Annotated in this window: 14 protein-coding genes and 1 pseudogene; 4 read left to right on the top strand and 11 right to left on the bottom strand. The window is 68.7% G+C overall.

Annotation, left to right across the window (positions count from 1 at the left end; translation table 11 throughout):
* Both E0W80_RS07580 and E0W80_RS07575 read right to left on the bottom strand, forming a co-directional pair.
* Window positions 1–2,080: pseudogene (locus E0W80_RS07580) on the bottom strand (hypothetical protein); the annotation flags it as partial.
* A 194-nt stretch (window positions 2,081–2,274) separates the two neighbouring features.
* Window positions 2,275–3,348 (bottom strand): glycosyltransferase, encoded by a 1,074-nt coding sequence (locus tag E0W80_RS07575; RefSeq protein ID WP_131491940.1) that lies wholly within the window; start codon window positions 3,346–3,348, stop codon window positions 2,275–2,277.
* 122 nt (window positions 3,349–3,470) lie between these two features.
* Here E0W80_RS07575 and E0W80_RS07570 point away from each other — a divergent pair, with 122 nt between their 5' ends.
* Both E0W80_RS07570 and E0W80_RS07565 read left to right on the top strand, forming a co-directional pair.
* Window positions 3,471–5,234, top strand: coding sequence for a DUF4012 domain-containing protein (locus E0W80_RS07570; RefSeq protein ID WP_131491939.1), 1,764 nt, complete (start codon window positions 3,471–3,473; stop codon window positions 5,232–5,234).
* Between the two features lie 143 nt (window positions 5,235–5,377).
* On the top strand, window positions 5,378–5,986 hold the full coding sequence (locus E0W80_RS07565) for a hypothetical protein (protein WP_131491938.1): 609 nt from the start codon (window positions 5,378–5,380) through the stop codon (window positions 5,984–5,986).
* Between the two features lie 209 nt (window positions 5,987–6,195).
* Here E0W80_RS07565 and E0W80_RS07560 read toward each other — a convergent pair whose 3' ends face one another.
* From E0W80_RS07560 to E0W80_RS07535, 6 genes are all read right to left on the bottom strand, one after another.
* On the bottom strand, window positions 6,196–7,650 hold the full coding sequence (locus tag E0W80_RS07560; RefSeq protein WP_131491937.1) for an LCP family protein: 1,455 nt from the start codon (window positions 7,648–7,650) through the stop codon (window positions 6,196–6,198).
* The gene (purE, locus tag E0W80_RS07555) at window positions 7,647–8,114 is read right to left on the bottom strand and encodes a 5-(carboxyamino)imidazole ribonucleotide mutase (protein ID WP_131491993.1); all 468 of its coding nucleotides are present in this window, start codon (window positions 8,112–8,114) and stop codon (window positions 7,647–7,649) included. The genes E0W80_RS07560 and purE overlap by 4 nt, the downstream gene beginning before the upstream one ends.
* Before the next feature lie 143 nt (window positions 8,115–8,257).
* Entirely contained in the window at window positions 8,258–9,382 is a 1,125-nt protein-coding gene (locus E0W80_RS07550; protein ID WP_131491936.1) for a 5-(carboxyamino)imidazole ribonucleotide synthase, read from the bottom strand.
* 102 nt (window positions 9,383–9,484) lie between these two features.
* Window positions 9,485–10,003, bottom strand: coding sequence for a PH domain-containing protein (locus E0W80_RS07545; RefSeq protein WP_194239367.1), 519 nt, complete (start codon window positions 10,001–10,003; stop codon window positions 9,485–9,487).
* 86 nt (window positions 10,004–10,089) lie between these two features.
* Window positions 10,090–10,869 carry a biotin--[acetyl-CoA-carboxylase] ligase gene (locus tag E0W80_RS07540; RefSeq protein WP_131491934.1) on the bottom strand — a complete coding sequence of 260 codons (780 nt, stop codon included), beginning with the start codon at window positions 10,867–10,869 and terminating at the stop codon, window positions 10,090–10,092.
* Window positions 10,866–12,149: a CDP-glycerol glycerophosphotransferase family protein gene (locus E0W80_RS07535; RefSeq protein ID WP_131491933.1), complete on the bottom strand. Its 1,284-nt coding sequence runs from the start codon at window positions 12,147–12,149 to the stop codon at window positions 10,866–10,868. Before E0W80_RS07535 ends, E0W80_RS07540 begins: the two co-directional genes overlap by 4 nt.
* Window positions 12,150–12,265: 116 nt before the next feature.
* Here E0W80_RS07535 and E0W80_RS07530 point away from each other — a divergent pair, with 116 nt between their 5' ends.
* Window positions 12,266–13,339 carry a glycosyltransferase family 2 protein gene (locus E0W80_RS07530; protein WP_276320535.1) on the top strand — a complete coding sequence of 358 codons (1,074 nt, stop codon included), beginning with the start codon at window positions 12,266–12,268 and terminating at the stop codon, window positions 13,337–13,339.
* 18 nt (window positions 13,340–13,357) lie between these two features.
* Here E0W80_RS07530 and E0W80_RS07525 read toward each other — a convergent pair whose 3' ends face one another.
* From E0W80_RS07525 to E0W80_RS07515, 3 genes are read right to left on the bottom strand one after another with little or no spacing between them, the layout of a single operon-like run.
* A complete protein-coding gene (locus E0W80_RS07525; protein WP_131491932.1) occupies window positions 13,358–14,794 on the bottom strand; it encodes a CDP-glycerol glycerophosphotransferase family protein in 1,437 nt (478 codons plus the stop codon).
* Complete coding sequence (locus E0W80_RS07520) at window positions 14,791–16,044, bottom strand: CDP-glycerol glycerophosphotransferase family protein (protein WP_131491931.1); 1,254 nt, start codon at window positions 16,042–16,044, stop codon at window positions 14,791–14,793. Before E0W80_RS07520 ends, E0W80_RS07525 begins: the two co-directional genes overlap by 4 nt.
* Before the next feature lie 48 nt (window positions 16,045–16,092).
* Window positions 16,093–17,670 (bottom strand): trypsin-like peptidase domain-containing protein, encoded by a 1,578-nt coding sequence (locus E0W80_RS07515; protein ID WP_131491930.1) that lies wholly within the window; start codon window positions 17,668–17,670, stop codon window positions 16,093–16,095.
* A gap of 98 nt (window positions 17,671–17,768) precedes the next feature.
* Between E0W80_RS07515 and E0W80_RS07510 the strand changes: the two genes are divergently transcribed.
* Window positions 17,769–18,971 (top strand): aminotransferase class I/II-fold pyridoxal phosphate-dependent enzyme, encoded by a 1,203-nt coding sequence (locus E0W80_RS07510; RefSeq protein WP_131491929.1) that lies wholly within the window; start codon window positions 17,769–17,771, stop codon window positions 18,969–18,971.
* The last annotated feature ends 10 nt before the right edge of the window (window positions 18,972–18,981 follow it).

Genomic DNA, 18,981 nt, shown 5'->3' with positions numbered 1-18,981 from the left:
CCAGACCATTCGTGAAAGCCTGCGCAACACCGCCACCGTTCGCCGAAACCGGAATCGTGTCACTCACCGGATAACCCAACGCACCCGCCGGACCACCATTGGACTGATAGAACGTCGCAACCGGACCCTTCGACACGACCCGAGCCACACCACCGACGACATAGATCGTCCCGTTCTGGAACGACTGCGAGCAGCCACCATTCGGCAAACCACATGCCTGCGCCGCCGTCGGCCATCCCAACGGACCTCCCACGCCACCGGCCTTGCCATGCGCATCCCGGATCGCGCCCGTCATCAAGAACGCACCAGCCGGCCCCGCATTCACCAGACCATTCGTGAAAGCCTGCGCAACACCGCCACCGTTCGCCGAAACCGGAATCGTGTCACTCACCGGATAACCCAACGCACCCGCCGGACCACCATTGGACTGATAGAACGTCGCAACCGGACCCGCGACGAAGAACGCAGTGGCACCGGTCTGAACGACCGAACCCTTTTGGTATGTCTGCACGCAGGCTCCCTTCGGGAGATTGCAGACGCTGTCGCTCGTGACCCAACCGAGTTGGCCGCTCACACCGCCGGCTCTGCTATGAGCGACGCGGATCTCTCCGGTCATGGAGAACACGCCTGCAGATGTCTTGCCGATCGCGCCTCCGACAAAGGCCTGTTCCTGTCCGCCCCCGCTCGCACTGGAGGAAACGAGGTCACTCGTCGGGATCCCCAGACGCCCCTTGGGCCCCCCTTCCGCGATGTACTTGGAAAGCACCGTCGGTTCCGCAACCGCGTAGGCGTGACCCCCGACTTCGGAGATGACGGCTTTCTGAAAGCTCTGAACGCAGTAGTCGGTGTTCTTCGAGCACGTCTTCGCAGAAGTCGGCCATCCAGTGGCCTGACGCACTCCGCCGAGCTCGCCATGGGCTGTGCGGGTGAGGCCGCTGACAGCGAAGATCCCGCTCGGACCCGCGTTCACAAGCACCTTCGTGAACGACTGGGCGACACCACCGCCGTTCTCGGTGACCGAAACGGGAGCTGAATCGGGGTATCCGGTCGTGGCGACCCCCTGCGAGCGCACCCACAGTGCAATGGATCCCGTCGCCAGAATCACCCCTTTCCCGGGTTGCCAGTATGCGATCGCCTTCTCGAAGACATGACCGCACGGTACCGATCCCGAGCACGCGGGCGCGTCGAGGCGATTGCCCCACGATCCGGACTTCCCGCCAGCCGCCGCCCACGCAGCGCTGATCGCCTGAGCCCCCTCTCCGAGAGCATTCGACTGCGTGGAGCCGAACCAGTCGGTGAAGTAGTTGTAGAAGTTGCGGTTGCCGTACGCCGAGCATCCGTCGCCCTCCCCGTAGCCCGCGCGCATCGCGGCGGCATTGGGCTGGTACGGCGTGTAGTAGTAGAGCGCCGAGGTCGCCTTGTTCGCGACGTAGACCGGGGCCGACCCGCAAGACGCCTTCGGGTTGTAGAGGATGTTCCAGGTCTTGCCCGGGGCGTACCACTGGAACCACTTGCCCTCCATGTAGATCTGCATCTGACGCGCCGCGCCGTAGATCTGATGGAAGAAGCCGATGTAGTTCGGGTCGCACGGGGCTGTATCGGGACATCCCTGCCCCAGCGCGATCCGGTAGCGCCACGCGCTCGGCCAGACGTGGGTGATCAGCCCCTGCTCCTTCTGCAGCATGACGATCAACACCTGTGGGTTGATGTTGCAGGCCTGGGAGACGCGATAGATGATGCGGGCCGCGGACTCGTTCGCGGCGCCGGAGTAGCCGGAGCAGTACGCGTCCGCAGGACGCGTGACGGTGTTCATCCGGAAGTCCTTGAGGCAGACGATCGGCTCGTTGTTCTCATCCCGACCGCCGAGGCATCGTGAGACCTTGCTGTTGAAGAAGGTCTGGATCTGCGCCTCGGTCATCGTGCTCTTGTTCGTGAACACGGCGTCGCTGATGATGTTTCCCGGCGTGAAGCCGACGAGCGTGCTCTTCGCGATTCCCGTCGTCGCCGGATCGGCGACGGCGCTCGAGACGCTGACCGTGGGCGCAGAGACGGAGGCTTGGGCAGCGGCGGCGGGGACCACCGTTCCGATCACCAGGGCGGAGACAGCGAGGAAACAGGTGAGGAGCGGGTGGGTCCTCAGGGTGTTTCGCGAGCGTGGGGCACGTCGAGACATGTGACCAGTGTGACGGAAGTTGCGCGATGATGCCACTGTTGCGCCGTTCACGACACAAGTTTTCGGCGTGTCGCCCTGATGTGCAGTTGACTCTCAGCGGATCACAGGTCGGCGTGCAGACCCCAGAGGCGCTCCCCCGAGCTGGCCCAGGAGAACGCCCTCGATCGGTCGGACGCGAGAATCCGGAGCCGCTCGGCCGCCGGCCCCGCCGCCTGCTCGATCGCACCTGCGATCTCGTCCGCCGCCACGAGCGTGCCGCCGTCCGCGACGACGTCACGATGGGAGCCGGTGTCGATAGCCACGACAGGGACTCCGAGGGCCATCGCCTCGACGGCCCGCCACGGCCAGCCCGCGAAGTCGCCAGTCGCAGCGAAGACCGACGCACCGGCGAGCACGGCCGCACGATCTTCGACTGCCAGCGCACCCCGCACATGGGCGCGACGCTCCGGGAGGCCTGCTGCGGATGCGATCTCGACGTAGCGAGGCTCCGCCCCGTCCGGAGCATCGAGCACGACAGCCTCGATCCCCGCCGCCACGGCCCCGCGGAAACCGTCCCGCAAGGACGACTCCGAGCCGGTGAGCACCACGTACTCGTCCGGCAGCGACAGCGCATTCCGGCGACGACCGGCGTCATCCGGGACGACGAACCCCCGAGGCGGCGCCCCCGCGATCACGCGCACACGATCACCCAGACGTGCGAGTTCGGAGAGCCGCGCAGCGACCGCGTGCGAGGGCACCACGACGGCATCGGCATGTTTGACCGCCCGGCGAAGCATCCCTCGCTGCCAGGAGACCTGGTTCTTCGACAGCAGCTCCGGTGCATCCCACGCGCGCAGGTCCCACAGGGTGACCGTCGTCTGGTCATCGTCGTGGACGCGATCGTGCTTCACGAGAGGAGCGAACAGGCTCGGCGAATGGATCATGCCGCCCCCGACCCCGGGAGCGATGCCGAGCTGCCAGGAGGCCGCCAGCTCACGACGCGCCAGACCGAGGGTACGCACCTCTCCCACGCCTCGGATCGTCGCGTCGGAGCCCGCCGGAACGATGAGGTCCACCGTGCAACCGGAGGGTGCTGTCGCGATCACGCCGTCGGCCAGATCCACGGCCGCAGAGGCGAGATCGGGGTCGACGATCTGGCCGAGTTGATCCAGAACGAAACGCAGCCGAGCTCCCATGCGCTCAGGCTATCCTCGGGCCGCGACGCCCCCGTGGAGCGCACCACCCGTGGCGCATGAATATCAGCGTTCCCACAGTTTCCGGCCACCACCGGCACCACCGTTCATGCTTGAATGCTCGGGTGAGCGATGGCCGGCTTCCCGTCAGACGCCGATGGATCGGGTGGACCATCGGCGCGTTCCTCGCGTTTCTCCTCATCGCGATCGGGTGGGTCACCGTTCGGGGGATCGGGGCGGTGAACGACCTCCAGGACGTCGCAGACGGGGCGACGCAGCTGAAGAAGACGATCGCGGCGGGAGACCTCGACGGCGCGGAGCCGGTCGCCCGGAGTGTCGCACGCAGCGCAGCCTCGGCCGCCGACCTGACCTCGGACCCGGTGTGGCAGGCGTTCGGCCTCGTCCCCTGGCTCGGTCCGAACTTCCGTGCCGTGAGCGAGATCGCCGACATCGCCGACAGCGTCTCAACGGATGCTCTCGCCCCTCTGCTGGAGGTGGCGGACGGCCTCGATCTCGCAAGCCTCGGGTTCGTGGGCGGCACCATCGACCTCGCCCCGTTCGCCGAGATCGAGAAGCCGCTCCGCACGGCCAGCACCGCGCTCGGAGCTGCGGAGCTGCAGGCCAGACGCATCGACGCCGACGCCACCCTCCCACCGCTCGCAGAGGCCATCGATCAGATGCGGTCCGCCGTCACCGAGGCTGCCACGGCGGTCGGTGCGCTCCACGGCGCCGCCGTCCTCCTGCCGACGATGCTCGGAGGGGAAGGCCCCCGCAACTACGTGCTGGCGATGCAGAACAACGCAGAGCTGCGCTCGTCGGGCGGGATCATCGGCTCAGTCGCTCTGCTCCACGCGGAGAACGGGAAGATCACCCTCCAGAAGCAGGCTTCGACACGGGACTTCCCCGCCCTCGACACCCCCCTGCCGCTTAGCGATTCGACGGTCGCCCTGTTCGAGGATCGGCCGGGCCGCTTCCTGCAGAACATCACCAGCATCCCGGACTTCACCGAGGCCGGAGAGACCATCGCCGCGCGGTGGACGGGACGATTCGGCGGAACGGTCGATGGCGTCATCGCCGTCGACGCCATCGTCGCGGAGAACCTGATGGCCGTGACGGGAGACCTCACGTTCGGGCCGTTCACCGCGACCGCCGAGAACATCACCGGCATCCTGCTCTCGGAGATCTACGCGGCCGTCCCCGACCCCGCCGTACAGGATGAGATCTTCGCCCAAGCGGCCGGTGCGCTCTTCAGCGCAGCCTTGTCCGGTGGGGACCCGAAGGCGCTGATCGGAGCCCTGGCCGAATCCGCCGAGGAGGGCCGGATCCGCATCTGGAGTGCGCACGCGGACGAAGAGGAGTTCCTCGCCTCGTCCGCGCTGGGAGGGACGATCCCCGAGGACGATGCGGACGCCACCTACGTGGGCGTGCTGATCAACGACAGCACCGGCGGGAAGATGGACTACTACGCCCGCGGCGCCTTCTCGACTTCCGTGGGCACCTGCAACGGCGCGCCGACGACTCAGGTGCAAGTGACGTGGACCAACGCCGCGCCCGCGGACGCCGCGACGTCCCTCCCCGCCTACGTCACCGGGGACGGCTACTACGGGGTCCCGGCCGGCACGGTGCGCACACTCATCGCGGTCTACGGCCCTGCCGGCGCGACGCCCTCCCACATCGACCGGGACGGCGAAGAAGAGGGCGTGCAGACAGCCATGCTCGATGGCCGCTCCGTGGTGCAGCACGAGGTCTCGCTCGCGCCGGGCGAGTCGACGACGATCACCGTGGAGTACCAGGGAACCGGCGCCGGAGAGCGGCTCACGCAGATCCTGCACACACCGCTGGTCGACGAGCCCGATGCGACACGCAAGCCACTGACCTGCGCATCGTGACATTCCCCGCTCGATAGGGTACTGTCGACTCACTGGGGAATATCTGGAGTCTGCAAACCTGCCGTGGGGGCAGGGAGGCTTCACGCAGTCGGATGCAGGGGTGTATCCGGAGGCGATTCCGCGTGAAATTCTGGGGAGAAATCATGCTGAAGAAACTGGCTGCCATCAGCCTCACCGCTGGCGCGCTCGTACTCGCTGCGCCGGCCGTAGCGACGGCGGCGCCGACGCTCGCTCCGACCGCGTCGTCCAACGACTACCCGACGCCTCCGGGAGTCAAGGTCAGCGACCCGATCATCGACACCTGCGAGGTCTCGACCATCGTTTTCGGAGCAGGATACTTCCTGCCTTCCGAGAACGTGAGCGTCTCCATCTCCGGACTCGAGGCCGCTCGGGCCGCGGGCTCGGGCAGCACCGCTGGCGCAGACGGCGGACTGACCTACACGTTCCGACCCCCGGCCGATGGTGAGGGCTCGTACGCTGTCTCCTTCAACGGATCGCGTTCGTACACCGCCACCATCACGGTGTCGCACGGCCACGACGCGGCCACGTCCTGCGACCACGATCCTGGTGTGGCCCCCGCGGGTACCGAGCTGCCGCTCACGGGCGGAGACAACGCGGCGTCTGCCGGCGGGTTCGAACTCGCCCTCACCGGCGGCAGCGTCTCGCCGTGGGTCCTCGGCGGTGGCGCCGCAGCGCTGGTCGCCGGTGGCGCCCTGGTCGCCGTCGGAGCATCTCGCCGCAAGCGCGCCTAGGTCCGGCTGCCGCCTCGCGCGGTGGTCGACTGGACGACGGTGATCCCTCCCCCTCCGATCACCGTCGTCTGGTGCGTCCGGCGGGCGCACCGCCAGCCCACGGCTCCCCCTCCTCGGAGGTGGTGACCGTGGGCTTCGTCGTGCACCTGGTGCCCGGCTCGCCCGTTCCCGCCGTGACGGAGTGCACCCGATGACTGGAAGGCACCGCGTCAGGGAGCGGGGGTCGGCGTCTCCGTCGGGGGGTGCATCGTCTGCCGGATCAGATCGTGGATGTACGCGTAGTCCGGCTGGTGCTCATCCACTCCGGAATCAGGGGTGAGCTCGATCGTCGTGACAGGCTGTTCCTTCGCCTTGAGCATCAGATCGAAGAACTCCGGCAGCTTGTCCGACGGGAGATCCGTGCTGATCAGAGCCGTCCCCGCCGCCGCCACCTCGTTGAACCTTGTGAGCACCGTCTGCGGGGTGAACTGCGCGAGGATCGCCTCCTGCAGCTCCCGCTGACGCTTCATCCGATCCCAGTCACTCGTCGTGTAGCGCGAACGGGCGTACCACTGGGCGGTGTCACCGTCCATCCGCTGCTCCCCCGGCTCGATCCAGCCGATCGCCCACTCGTTCACATCGGTGCCGGTCCAGCCCTCCGGCGGTCCGCCCTTGGGCAGACGCTCGGTGACGTTGATCTGCACTCCACCGAGCGCATCGACGAGCTCGGCGAACCCGTGCATGTCGACGAAGACGTAGTAGGGGATCTCGATTCCGAGAACACCCTCCGCCGCGTCCTTCGTCGCCTCGATACCCGGCTCGGAGCCGTTGGCCTTCGCGTCAGGATAGAGCCCGGTGCCGCCGTCTTCTCGACAGACCTCCGCGGCGTTGCGGATGTGGTTCATCCATCCGTTCCACCCGCAGGTGGAAGAGCCGTGCCCTTCGAAGCCGTTCGGGTAGAGCTCCTGCATCGGGCTCCCCTCGCTGAACGGCGCGCTCGGGAGTTCACGCGGGATGCCGGTGATCGTCACGGCCCCGGTATCGGCGTTCACCGAGACGACCGAGATGCTGTCGAAGCGCATCGAGTCACGCCCGTCGCCGCTGTCCGCGCCCAGGAGCAGGATGTTGTAGTAACCGTCGCTCGGCTCGACGCTCGGTCCGCTCTGCCCGAAGATCGCCCCGATCGTGCTGCGCACCGACCCCACCGCGGTCGCGGCATACCCGACGCCACCGCTCACGAGCCCCAGCAGCACCAGCGCGACGACCGGGATGGCGAGGCGAGAGGGTCCGGGGACCTTCACGAGTCGCACCAGCCGCAGGGCATCGAAGGTCAACACGACCCAGAGCACGATGTAGCCGACGAGGAGCACCTGGATGACGGTGAGGATCGCGGCGGAGAACAGCCCGCCTCCGATCGTGAGCCACAGCAGGGCCGGGCGGGCGAAGAGGGCGAGGCCGAGCGCCACCACCGCGAGGAGCCACGCCAGCAGAGTCGCGCCGAGCCCGAAGCGGCCGAGCCTGCGGTTGCCCGCGAGCACCTGCGCAGATCCGGGGACCAGGAGATTGAGGGCGACGAGCCACCACCCGCGCTTGGCCATCATCCCCGAGTCAGCCACATCGGGGTGCCGCAGAGGGCGTGTCTCGATGAGCGGGCGCTGTGTTGCGCGCGGAGGCGCAAGGGTCACAGCGACCCCTTCAACCGTTCGTTCTTCTCCTCGACCTGTGCCTCGAGATCGCGGGCGTACGCGTCCACCCGGTCGGCGAGATCCGTGTCCGCCGTCCCCAGGATGCGGGCCGCCAGGAGCCCCGCGTTGCGGGCGCCGCCGATGGACACGGTCGCGACGGGGATGCCGGCGGGCATCTGCACGATCGAGAGCAGGGAGTCCATGCCGTCGAGGTAGGCGAGCGGCACGGGAACGCCGACCACGGGAAGCGGCGTCATCGAGGCGAGCATGCCCGGAAGGTGGGCCGCTCCCCCGGCGCCGGCGATGATCACGCGGATACCGCGGGAGCGTGCCTCCCGCGCATACGACATGAGCTTGTCCGGTGTGCGGTGGGCCGAGACGACCTCGACCTCATGCGGGATGCCGAAGTCGGTGAGCGCCTGAGACGCATCGCTCATCACGCGCCAGTCGGAATCGGATCCCATCACGACGCCGACCAGAGGGGCGGCGGAGGAGTGCAGTGGCTCAGTCACCAGATCAGGCTACGGTCTACCGCTGTGAGAAACCCCGAACGGCGCGCGTCTTGTCCCGCATGTCCGACCGTGAGAGGTGCGCCGGCGTACAGGATTCAGACGAAATGTGCGGCGGCCGCACGCGCGATGTAGACGGCATCGTCGAGATCGTCATCCGCGACGTTCACGTGACCGACCTTGCGACCGGGCCGTGGCGCCTTGCCGTACGTGTGGATCTTCGCCTGCGGGTGCTCGACCATCGCCGCGGGGAAGCGCTCCTCGAGCGTGCCCTCCGCCGGACCGCCGAGGATGTTCACCATCACCGACCAGGCTGCACGAGGAGCCGTGCTCCCCAACGGCAGATCGACGACCGCGCGCAGATGCTGCTCGAACTGTCCGGTGACGGCGCCGTCCTGGCTCCAGTGACCGCTGTTGTGCGGTCGCATGGCCAGCTCGTTGACGAGGATCCGCTCATCGTCGGTCTCGAACAGCTCCACGGCGAGCATGCCCGTCACACCGAGTCCCTCCGCGATCGTGCGTCCGATCTCCTCAGCGACCTGCACGAGGCGCTCGGCTGCTGCGGGCGCCGGGGCGATGACCTCTGCGCATACGCCGTCGCGCTGCACCGTCTCCACCACGGGGTACGCGACAGTCTCGCCGCTGGGGCGACGCGCCACCTGCTGGGCGAGCTCGCGGACGAAGGGGACGAGCTCCTCCACGAGGAGTGCATCGTCTTCGGCCAGCGCATCGAGCCAGTCCTGCGCCTCTTCCGCCGCGCGGACGACGCGCACACCCTTGCCGTCGTAGCCGCCCCGAGGCGTCTTCACGACACCGGAGCCCGCGTGGGCATCGAGGAAAGCCTGCAGCTCAGCGACGTCGCGCACCGCGGCCCAGTCCGGCTGAGGGACGCCGAGCTCGGCGAGGCGGGCGCGCATGACCAGCTTGTCCTGCGCGAACTGGAGAGCGTCGGGGCCCGGGTGCACGACCACACCATCGGCGACGAGGGCACGCAGCACGGACTGCGGCACGTGCTCGTGGTCGAACGTGACGACGTCGACTCCTGCGGCGAACGCACGCACCACATCGATATCGCGATAGTCGCCGACCGCCGTCGCGGCGAGTCCGGCGGACATCCCTTCGTCTTCGGCGAGCACCCGGATCTCCAGCCCGAGTTCGACCGCCGGAGCGATCATCATCCGGGCCAGCTGCCCTCCACCGATCACGCCAACACGCAAAGCCATGTGCCGTCTCCCTTCGTCCGACCCCATTCTCCCGCACGTGCGCAGGAGGATCGGACACGTCTCCCCTGCGCGATCGTCGATCACCGGCAGGACGGATCGTGGTCACGCCGTGTCGAACTCGTCTCCGCCCGCCTGCGCGTCGCGATGCGCCAGGATCTGCCCGACCTCGATCTGGTCGGCGAGAGTCTCATGGACCAGCGTCACGTTCGGTACGTTCGCGAGACGCATCGGCGCGTCGACGCCGTTCGACAGGGTGATCGTGCCCGCACCCCACAAGCGCTGCAGCGGCCCGCGTCGGACGGCGATCGTGTAGCCGCGCGCGTGGGACATCTCCCGGCGTCGACGGGCACCGACGCCGTGGTGGGCGATGACACGTCGCGTCGTGACCGTCGTGCTCCGCGAGTACCAGACGATGAACGGCAGCACTACGGCGAGAAGCACGAGCGCGCCCGCCGCGGAGAGCAGCATCCAGTCCTCATACCCCGCCGGGAGGTTGCCGTAGAAGTAGGCCGTCGCGCCGAATGTCGTGATGAGGACGAGTGCAGACCAGAACAGTCGACGGGCATGGCCCCGGAAGCGTGCGATCAGCAACTCCTCCGAAGGCGTGCCGGGCGGCGGCATCAGAGGCCGTCCGCCGAGCGTCACAGGCTGGGTCACCCCACCATTGTGCCTGTGATCCCCGACAAGCCCGTGTGTGTCTCGGCGTGTCAGTTTCCCGCAGGACGCACGTGCACGACGTCACCCGCGGATATCGCGTGCTCCACGCCCTCGGAGATGACCAGCAGCCGCCCTTCCGCATCGAGGCCGATGGCCGTGCCCTCCTGTGTGCGATCGCCCGGCATCGATACCCGGATCGCCTGCCCGACAGTCGCGCATCGTTCGGTGACGGCACCGTGGGCGCCGCTCGCGACGGCGTCTCCGGCGGCGGCGACGAGGTCCGTGAGCCGGGTGTCGAGCGCCGTCACGTAGGTGGCGAGCAGCCGATCCTCGTCGACGTCGACGCCCTGCGCCGCGAACGATGTCGCCGTCGGGACGGGAAGCTGCTCCACCGTCATCGCCGTGTTCACTCCGGCGCCGACGATGATGGCGTCCGACGCCGCCTCAGCGAGGATTCCGCAGATCTTGCGGCCGTCGACGAGCACGTCGTTCGGCCACTTCACCGCGACCGCCTCGTCCGGGAGCTGCGCGGCCACGGCCTCCGCCATCGCCAGTCCCGCGAGCAGCGGTATCCAGCCCCGCGACGCCGGTTCCGCCGGAAGAGCGCGCAACAGCACGGAAACCGCAAGGGCTGAACCATCCGGCGCCACCCAGGTCCGATCGAGCCGCCCCCGACCCGCGGTCTGGTCGTGGGTCGCCAGGATCGACAGGTGCGGCCAGCCGTCCGCGTCGTGCGCATGCCCGCGAAGGTCCGCGTTGGTCGACCCCGTTCGCGCCACCAGTTCCAGGCGCGGCACGATCGCGGTGGAGCGCGGGAAGCCGATGCTCATGCGTCCTCCTCGTCGGCTTCTTCGTCGTCGTCATCCTCGTCTTCGCGGACCGCCCCGACCTCGTGGGCCTGCCATCGTTCCCACTCCTGCATGAGCCCGTCCACGGCGGCATGGAACTTCGCGGTCGCCACCCCCTGTGTGGTGTCACCGAAGTAGTGCTGCACCCACATCCGCAGTCGGGCGATCGCCGCCTCATCGACCCGCACGCGCTCGATCTCGGCGACGACGTCCGCCGCCGACTCGGCGGTCAGCCACTCGCAGTCGGACAGATAGCCCTGCGTGTCGACAGAGGCCTGATCATCCGTGGGGCGCGTGATCATCAGCGGCTTCCCCGCAGCGAGCCGGTCGTAGACCATGGCGGAGATGTCGACGATCGCGACGTCCGCGGCGGTGAGCTGCCATCCGAGCTCGGGGCCGTCGTCGTAGACGTGCTGGGCGCGCGGGTCCGCGGCGTTCGCTGCAGCGATAGCCGCGATGATCCGTCGATGCGCGGCGCCGTAGGCCTCATCGACGACGCCACTGCGGGGATGCGGACGATAGATCACCCGGTGCTGTCCGGTGGCGAGCAGGCGGGCCACGAGGGTTTCGCCGTGCGATGCGATCGATCCGTAGTGCGCGCTGGGCCGGTCGCCCTCCCACGTGGGGGCGTACAGCACGACCGTACGGTCATCGGGGACGAAGGGCAGCGTGCCGGAGTAGTGATCGGCCTGAGGGCGCCCGATCTCGATCGTGCGGCGATCAACGTCGTAGTCCCAGAGCGTCCGCGAGAGGCGGTCCCGCGCGGCCTGACCGGCCACGAACGCATAGTCGTACGCCTTGTACTGGTTCGTGGTCATGTACATCTTGTCGGACTCGCCGTGGTTGATGAACACGTGCCACCGCCGCCCGTAACGGAACATCTGGAAGTTGCGGGTGTTCTGGTTGACGTACAGCACGATGCGGATGTCCTGCGTCGCGATGAAGCGCTCGAGATCGCGGACCTTCGGCACGAACGCGACCGGAGGCGAGGCCTCGTCCAGGAGCTTCTCGGTGCCCGTCGCCTGCCGCGAGAGCACGACGACCGGCCAGCGGCGGGCGAGCTCCGCGAGCGGACGATACCACTGCCGCATCTGGTACATGTTGACCGCACCGTCGGCGAAGTACACCGCCACTTTGAAGTGCCCCGCCGGATACGGCTCGGTTTCAGCGAGGCGACGACGCACCCGCTGGACGGCGGTCCGGGATGCGAGCGCCCGCTTCAGCAGACGGTACGCCTTCTTCGCGTCAGACAGTGCACCCATCCCTCCAGAGTAGTTCGTCCACGCGGGGTGCCTCGGCCTGTGGACGATCCGGGATGCGACGCGCATGACGGCTTCCCCTCAGGCAAAGCCGGAAGCCGCCGTGACATGATCGTCATGTGCCAGCCGACGAGTCAGCCGCTCCCCTGCCCGGGGTGTCCTTCGTGATGCCGGTGCTCAACGAACACGCCTACCTGGAGCACGCGGTCGAGTCCGTGCTCGCTCAAGACGTCGATGTGCCCACGGAGCTCGTGCTGGCTCTCGGTCCCTCCACCGATGGGACGACGGAGCTGGCCCAGCGGCTCGCAGAGACGGACGAGCGCATCCGGCTCGTCGGCAACCCGGCTGCGCACATCCCCGTGGGGCTGAACGCCGCCATCCGCGCCAGCCGCTACGCGACGATCGTCCGCGTCGACGCGCACTCCGAACTCTCCCCCGGCTACGCCGCCCGAGCGCTGGCCACGCTGGAACGCACGGCGTCGGCCAACGTCGGCGGTGTCATGCACGCCGAAGGGCGTACGCCGTTCCAGAAATCCGTCGCACGCCTCTACAACTCCCCCGTCGGACTCGGCGGAGGCGCCTACCACGGAAGCTCGCAGGAGGGCGAGGCCGAGTCGGCCTACCTCGGCGTCATGCGCCGTCAGGTTCTCGATGAGGTGGGTCTCTTCGACGAGACGATCCGGCGCGGCGAGGACTGGGAGCTCAACCTCCGCATCCGACAGGCCGGCCACCGCGTCTGGTTCGATCCCGACCTGTCCGTCACCTACTGGCCCCGGGAGAGCTGGACGCGGCTGGCGCGGCAGTTCCGCGCGACGGGCGCCTGGCGGGGTGAGCTGGTGCGACGCTTCGGGCGACGCAACGGCCTCCGCTATTTCGCTCCCCCCGCGCTCGTGCTCGTGGCCGCGCTCGCCCTCGTCCTGGGGGCGCTCCAGCTGGCAGGAGTCATCACCGGCGCGGTCTCCTGGGTCGCCTCGATCCTCGTCTACGGGCCACTCGCCCTGTACGTGTTGCTGGTGATGGGCGTCGCTCTCGCGCCCGGCGGCGGCGGTCCTCGCCAACGGCTGTGGACTCTGCTCGTCCTGCCCACGATGCACCTCTCGTGGGGCATCGGGTTCCTCGGCGGCGTGCTCCGAGGCGCTCGGGACACCGTGGATGCTTCGCGCTTGGGCACCCGGAACACGCCACTCCCCTGAGACGGGTGAGCGGCCGGATCAGGGTGTGACGAAACCGAGGTCGAGGATGCGATCGACCACCCGCTCGGCAGCACGGCCGTCGTCGCGGGAGTTGAACTGTCGTCGCCACGCCGTATAGCGCTCGGCGAACGCGGCTTCGTGCTCCGGGTCTTCGAGCGCCGCGGCCAGCTCCTCCTGCGTACGCACCAGCGGACCCGGGGCCCGCTCCGCGAGGTCGAAGTAGAAACCTCGCAGCTGACCGCGATAGTGGTCGAGATCCGGTACCAGGAAGTACATCGGCTTGCCCGTGACGCTGAAGTCGAACATCACCGAGGAGTAGTCGGTGATCAGCGCGTCCGCAGCGAGCAGCAGACGCGCGGTCTCCGGGTAGCCCGTCACGTCGATCACGCGCGCTCCGGCACGGTCTCGTCCTTGTTCCAGCGTCCGCGAGTGCCCACGCACGAGCACCACGGCATTCACCTCCCGGGCGAGACGCTCCGCATCCACGAAATCGACCATCTCCGCGCGATCGTCACGCCAGGTCGGGGCATAGAGAAGCACCCGCTCCTCGGGCTCGATGCCCAGATCCTTGCGGATCGCGGCGGGATCCCCCGTGATCAGCGCGTCGTTCCGGGGATACCCCTCCACCCAGATCGGTCGTCCGAAGAACGCATATGCCTTGCGGAGTATGCGTTCGGAGTACGTGTTCTGAGCCAGCAGCACGTCCCATCGACGCGATTCCTTCACGACGGCGGCCATCCGACGCGGATCGAAACCGGGACGGTGCAGCGCGAGGCGCTTCAACGGCGTCCCGTGCCAGGTCTGCACGACCTTCTGTCCGGGTTTGCGCGCGAAACGACGGCGCAGCCAGTCGTTCACGACGAGGAGCCGGGCAGCGCCCCGCGCGTGCCACCACTGCGGGCTTCCTTCGACGACCGCGATCGCCCCGTCCGGCACCTCGACGGAGAGGTCGACGACGCTCCAGTAGCGCCGCACACCGGGCGCCCTCGCTGCGAGCTCCCGGTCGATCGCCCGCGGATTGCAGCCCACGCTGCGGCCGTAGAAGCTCTCGAAGAAGACCGCGTTCTCGGTGCCGCCGGACTGCGCGACGTACCGCTCCTCGAGGGTCGATCGTCCCTCGGCGGTCTCGTACACGGGGTCGATCGGCGGTGCGATGCGGACAGCGCTCCCGGTGACGGCGACGCGTACACCGCGGAGGACGACGGGATCGATGTGCAGAGCGTCGAGGTCGACGTCTGCGATCCGCAGTTGATACGCGCCGGAGGGAAGCGGAAGCGAAGGCCCGCCCCACCGCGAGGCCTCCAAGGCGAACGTGGCCTTCCAGGTCTTGCCTCCTCCGCTGACGCGAGCCTCCACCCGCGCCCGCGGTCCGACGAGCGCCGCCGTGGCCGGACACTGACCGGTCCCTGCGATGACCAGCGTCTCTGCCACGTCATCGATGCGGGCCGTTGTCATACTGCTCCCTTCGGCGCGGGGATCCCCCGTGCGCGGATCACGCGGTACACGCGCTCCGTGTTGCGACCGTCCCGATGCGCATGCATCGTCGCGCTGAGCGTAGCGGAACGTGCCGACGCCGCGTCGTACGAGTCGGCATCGGACAGCAGGTGCTCGAGCTGCGTGAGAAGCGACGGCCAGTCCGCGGCCGTCGCGGAGCCGGCGACCTCCTCGAACCGACCGTAGAAGCCTCGAGTGCGCGCATACTCCGCCGCGTCCGGGGCCAGGAAGAGCACCGGCATCCTCAGCAGTCCGACGTCGTACGCGAGCGAGGAGTAGTCGGTGACCAGCACATCCACGGCGGCGAGCGCAGGCGTCGCATCGGCCAGGACGGACGCGCCGAGCGCGCGGACCCTCCGGCTCGGCAGCGGTGGCGCATAGCCCCCCGCTCCCAGAGGGTGCGACCTCACGAGCAGCACCGCGTTCTGCTCTTCGAGGAGGCGGAGGATCAAGACCCACTCCGTAGCGGACGGTACCGCCGGATCGGGCGCTCCGTCACGCCAGGTCGGCGCATAGAGGATCGTCCGCGCCCCCTCCGGGATCTCCCCGACGACGCGGTGGAGAAGCGCGGAGGCCGCGCCCCGACGTTCCTCGCCCGAGCCGGCGGAGAGCACATCGACGCGGGGCTCACCGGTTATGACCACCCGATCGTCCCCGAGACCGAATGCCGATTCCAATCGCCCCCTGGCACGGGTCGAAGCCGCCGGCAGCACGCGGATCCGCTGGGCGGTCGCACGGTACAGGAGGGCGATCACCCGGCGTAGAAGGGGTGCTCCGGGAACCTTCGGCACCTGCGTCGTGGCCGGCGAATCCAGTCCGATCCTTTTCAGCGGGATCCCGTGCCAGAGCTGGACGACGAAAGCGCCGCCGACGGCGTAGCGGTTGACGTCGCCGAGGCCGTGCGTCACGACGAGGACACCCGCTCCGGCTGTCGCCCACCAGCCGCGCAGACCGTTCTTCCGGACGAAGCGGATGCCGAGAGCGGTCGCCTCCCGCTCCTCGCGCGCGGACCCGGTGAGCCACAGGGTCTCGTGGCCGAGCGAAGAAGCGTAGTGGTACAGGGCGAGGGCTCCGTCGCCGATGCCTGCGCCGCAGCCGAACACCCAGCGTCGCCCTCGCGGGACGAGGAAGGTGCCGAGGCGCCCGACGGCGTACAACGGGATCCGGAGCAGCTTGGCCGCGTTGCCGGAGCCGAAAGAGAAGGACGCCACCTCGCGAGCCTATCGCGGGGTGGCGCCCTTCTCTGTGAGACCGGGGACTCAGCCGGCGAGTTCGCCGAGCGTCACCTCGATGTCGTAGGACTTGCCGCCACGGACGTAGGTGACCTGGGCATCGCTGCCGGCCGCCGCCGCGCGGACCTGCGCCGTGAGGTCGGTCGCGCTGGTGATCGGAACCCCGTTGAACGAGGTGACGATGTCACCCTTCTCGATGCCGGCTGCCGCCGCAGCGCCGCCGTCGCTCGCCTCGGCGATGTACGCGCCGGCGACGGTCGCGCCCTCGACGTTCGAGGCGTCCTGGACGGAGGCGCCGAGGAGGCCGTGCGTCGCGGCGCCATCGGCGATGATCTCGTCGGAGACCCGCTTCGCGATGTTCGACGGGATGGCGAAGCCGATGCCGATGGAACCGGAGTCCTCGGAGTTGCCCGAACTCGCGATCGCCACGTTGATGCCGATCAACTCGCCCTTGCTGTTGACGAGCGCACCACCGGAGTTGCCGTGGTTGATGGCGGCGTCGGTCTGGATCACGGCGATCGAGATGGAGTCGGACGTCTGCTGACCGGAGTTTCCGGGGATGTCGAACTGGAAGGGCCCCTGGCCCTGATCGGGCGACTGCTGCTCAGGAGCATCCTCGGAGGACGAGTCCGGCAGTGCCGACGACGCGATCTGGATGCTCCGGTTCAGTGCGCTGACGATGCCGGTGGTGACCGAGTTCGCCAGGCCGAGCGGGGCGCCGAGCGCGACCGTGGTGTCGCCGACGTTGAGCTTCGACGAATCGGCGAACTTCATGGGCGTGAGCCCCTTGGCGTCCTTCAGCTTGATCACGGCGAGGTCGTAGATCGGGTCGGTGCCCACGACCGTGGCTTCGTAGAGCTTCCCATCCGAGGCGGTCACCCGGATCGCGGGATCGGCGACGGCTCCGCCCAGCGTCACCACGTGGGTGTTCGTGAGCACGTAGCCGTCATCGCTGATGATGACACCGGAGCCACTTCCGGCCTCCTGGGAGCCCGCGACCTCGATGGTGACCACGGAGGGGAGGGCCGACGTCGCGACGGCGGTGGTCTCGTTGACCGACCCGGGGTTGTTGACCGTGACGGTCTGCGGCCCCGAGGCCGTGCCGGAGGACGGCGGGTTCTGAAGACCGTTCAGCAAGGCGCCGCCACCGAACCCGGCGACACCGCCGACGAGCGCGGCCGCGACGATGAATGCCGCGATCTTCGCGCCGCCTCGGGACTTCTGGTCTTTGGCCTTCGCCTCGCCGGGAAGCGTGTCCGCACCGAGGGGCTGCGTGGGCTGCGTGTAGGACGCGGCGGTGGGGATACCGAACGCGGCACCCGGGGCCGTTGCCGTCGCGGAGTTCGCGGGGGCGGCGAAGACGTGCGGCACGGGCTCGACCACGGGCACCGCCGGCACCTGCGAGGTGAAGGTCGGCGGTACGACGTGTCCCTGGACGGGGGCGACGGGAGCCGGCGCGGAGGGACCCGGCGAAACGGCGGACGGCGCGGTGGTGTCAGCGGCGGCCTCCGTCGCCGGCTGAGCGGCGACCTCTGCTGCCTCGGTGGACGGCACGGCGTCGTTCGACGCGGGTACCGAGTGGTCCTGTGTGTTGTCTTCGTTCATGGTGTGTGCTCCTTCAACGACCACTTCAGAATGACGCCTGTGTCTGTGCGTTCCTTATGTCGAAGATGAGTTTCAGCTATGGCCTTAGCCTGTTCTTCATGAGTGTCATCCCCGGCGCATGGCGTCGCACGGCGGCGGGCGCCGGTCTGCTCGCCGCAGACGGAACCGTCGCGCCCACCATCTTCGCAGAGATGTCCGCTGCCGCGGCCCGAACCGGGGCGATCAATCTCGGACAGGGATTCCCCGACGAGGACGGCCCTCCGGAGGTGCTCGAAGCCGCTCGGGCCGCGATCGCCCACGGGGCGAACCAGTACCCGCCGGGTCGCGGCGTACGCGACCTGCTCCAGGCGATCAGCGAGCATCAACGCCGGTTCTACGGGCTCGATGTCGACCCCGGTACCGAGGTGATCGTGACGGCAGGGGCGACCGAGGCGCTCACGGCTACGCTGCTCGCACTGATCGACGGTCCCGACGACGAGGTGGTCGTCTTCGAGCCCTACTACGACTCCTACGCCGCAGCGGTCGCTCTGGCGGGAGCGCGCCTGCGCACGGTTCCGCTCCGCGCGCCCGACTTCCAGCCCGATCTGGACCAGCTCGCGGCCACCGTGAACGATCGCACGCGGATCATCCTCGTCAACGACCCGCACAATCCGACGGGTGCGGTCTTCGGACACGACGTCCTCACCGCGGTGGTGCGGCTCGCTGCGCGGCACGACGCCGTCATCGTGACTGACGAGGTGTACGAGCACCTCTCCTTCGAGGCACCCCACACGCCGATCGCGACGCTGCCCGGCGCCGCCGAGCGCACCCTGACGATCTCTTCGGCCGGCAAGACCTTCTCGGTCACCGGATGGAAGATCGGCTGGGTGCACGGACCCGCCGCTCTCATCACGGCGGTGCTCACGGTGAAGCAGTACCTCACGTACGTGAACGGATCCCCCTTCCAGCCCGCCGTCGCCACGGGGCTCCGACTCTCCGACTCCACCTTCGCCGATGCCTCATCCGCGCTCGCCCACAAGCACGGGATCCTCGGCGACGGACTGCGCGCGGCCGGGTTCACGGTGCACACCCCACAGGGCGGTTACTTCACGGTGGCCGATGCGACCGCGCTGGGCGGCAGGGACGCCGCGGCGTTCTGCCGAGCACTGCCGGAACGTGTCGGGGTCGTCGCCATCCCGTTGACCGCGTTCGTGTCGGAACCGCATCGACAGGAGTACGCGGGACTGGTGCGCTTCGCCGCGTGCAAGCGAGTGGATGTCCTGGAGGAGGCGGCGTCCCGCCTGGCCGATTTCACCGCCTGAGCGTTCGAGG

Source organism: Microbacterium sp. PI-1, assembly GCF_004337555.1.
GTDB lineage: Bacteria > Actinomycetota > Actinomycetes > Actinomycetales > Microbacteriaceae > Microbacterium > Microbacterium aurugineum.
Note: the sequence above shows the minus strand (reverse complement) of the source record. Positions and strands in the feature narration are given on the sequence as shown.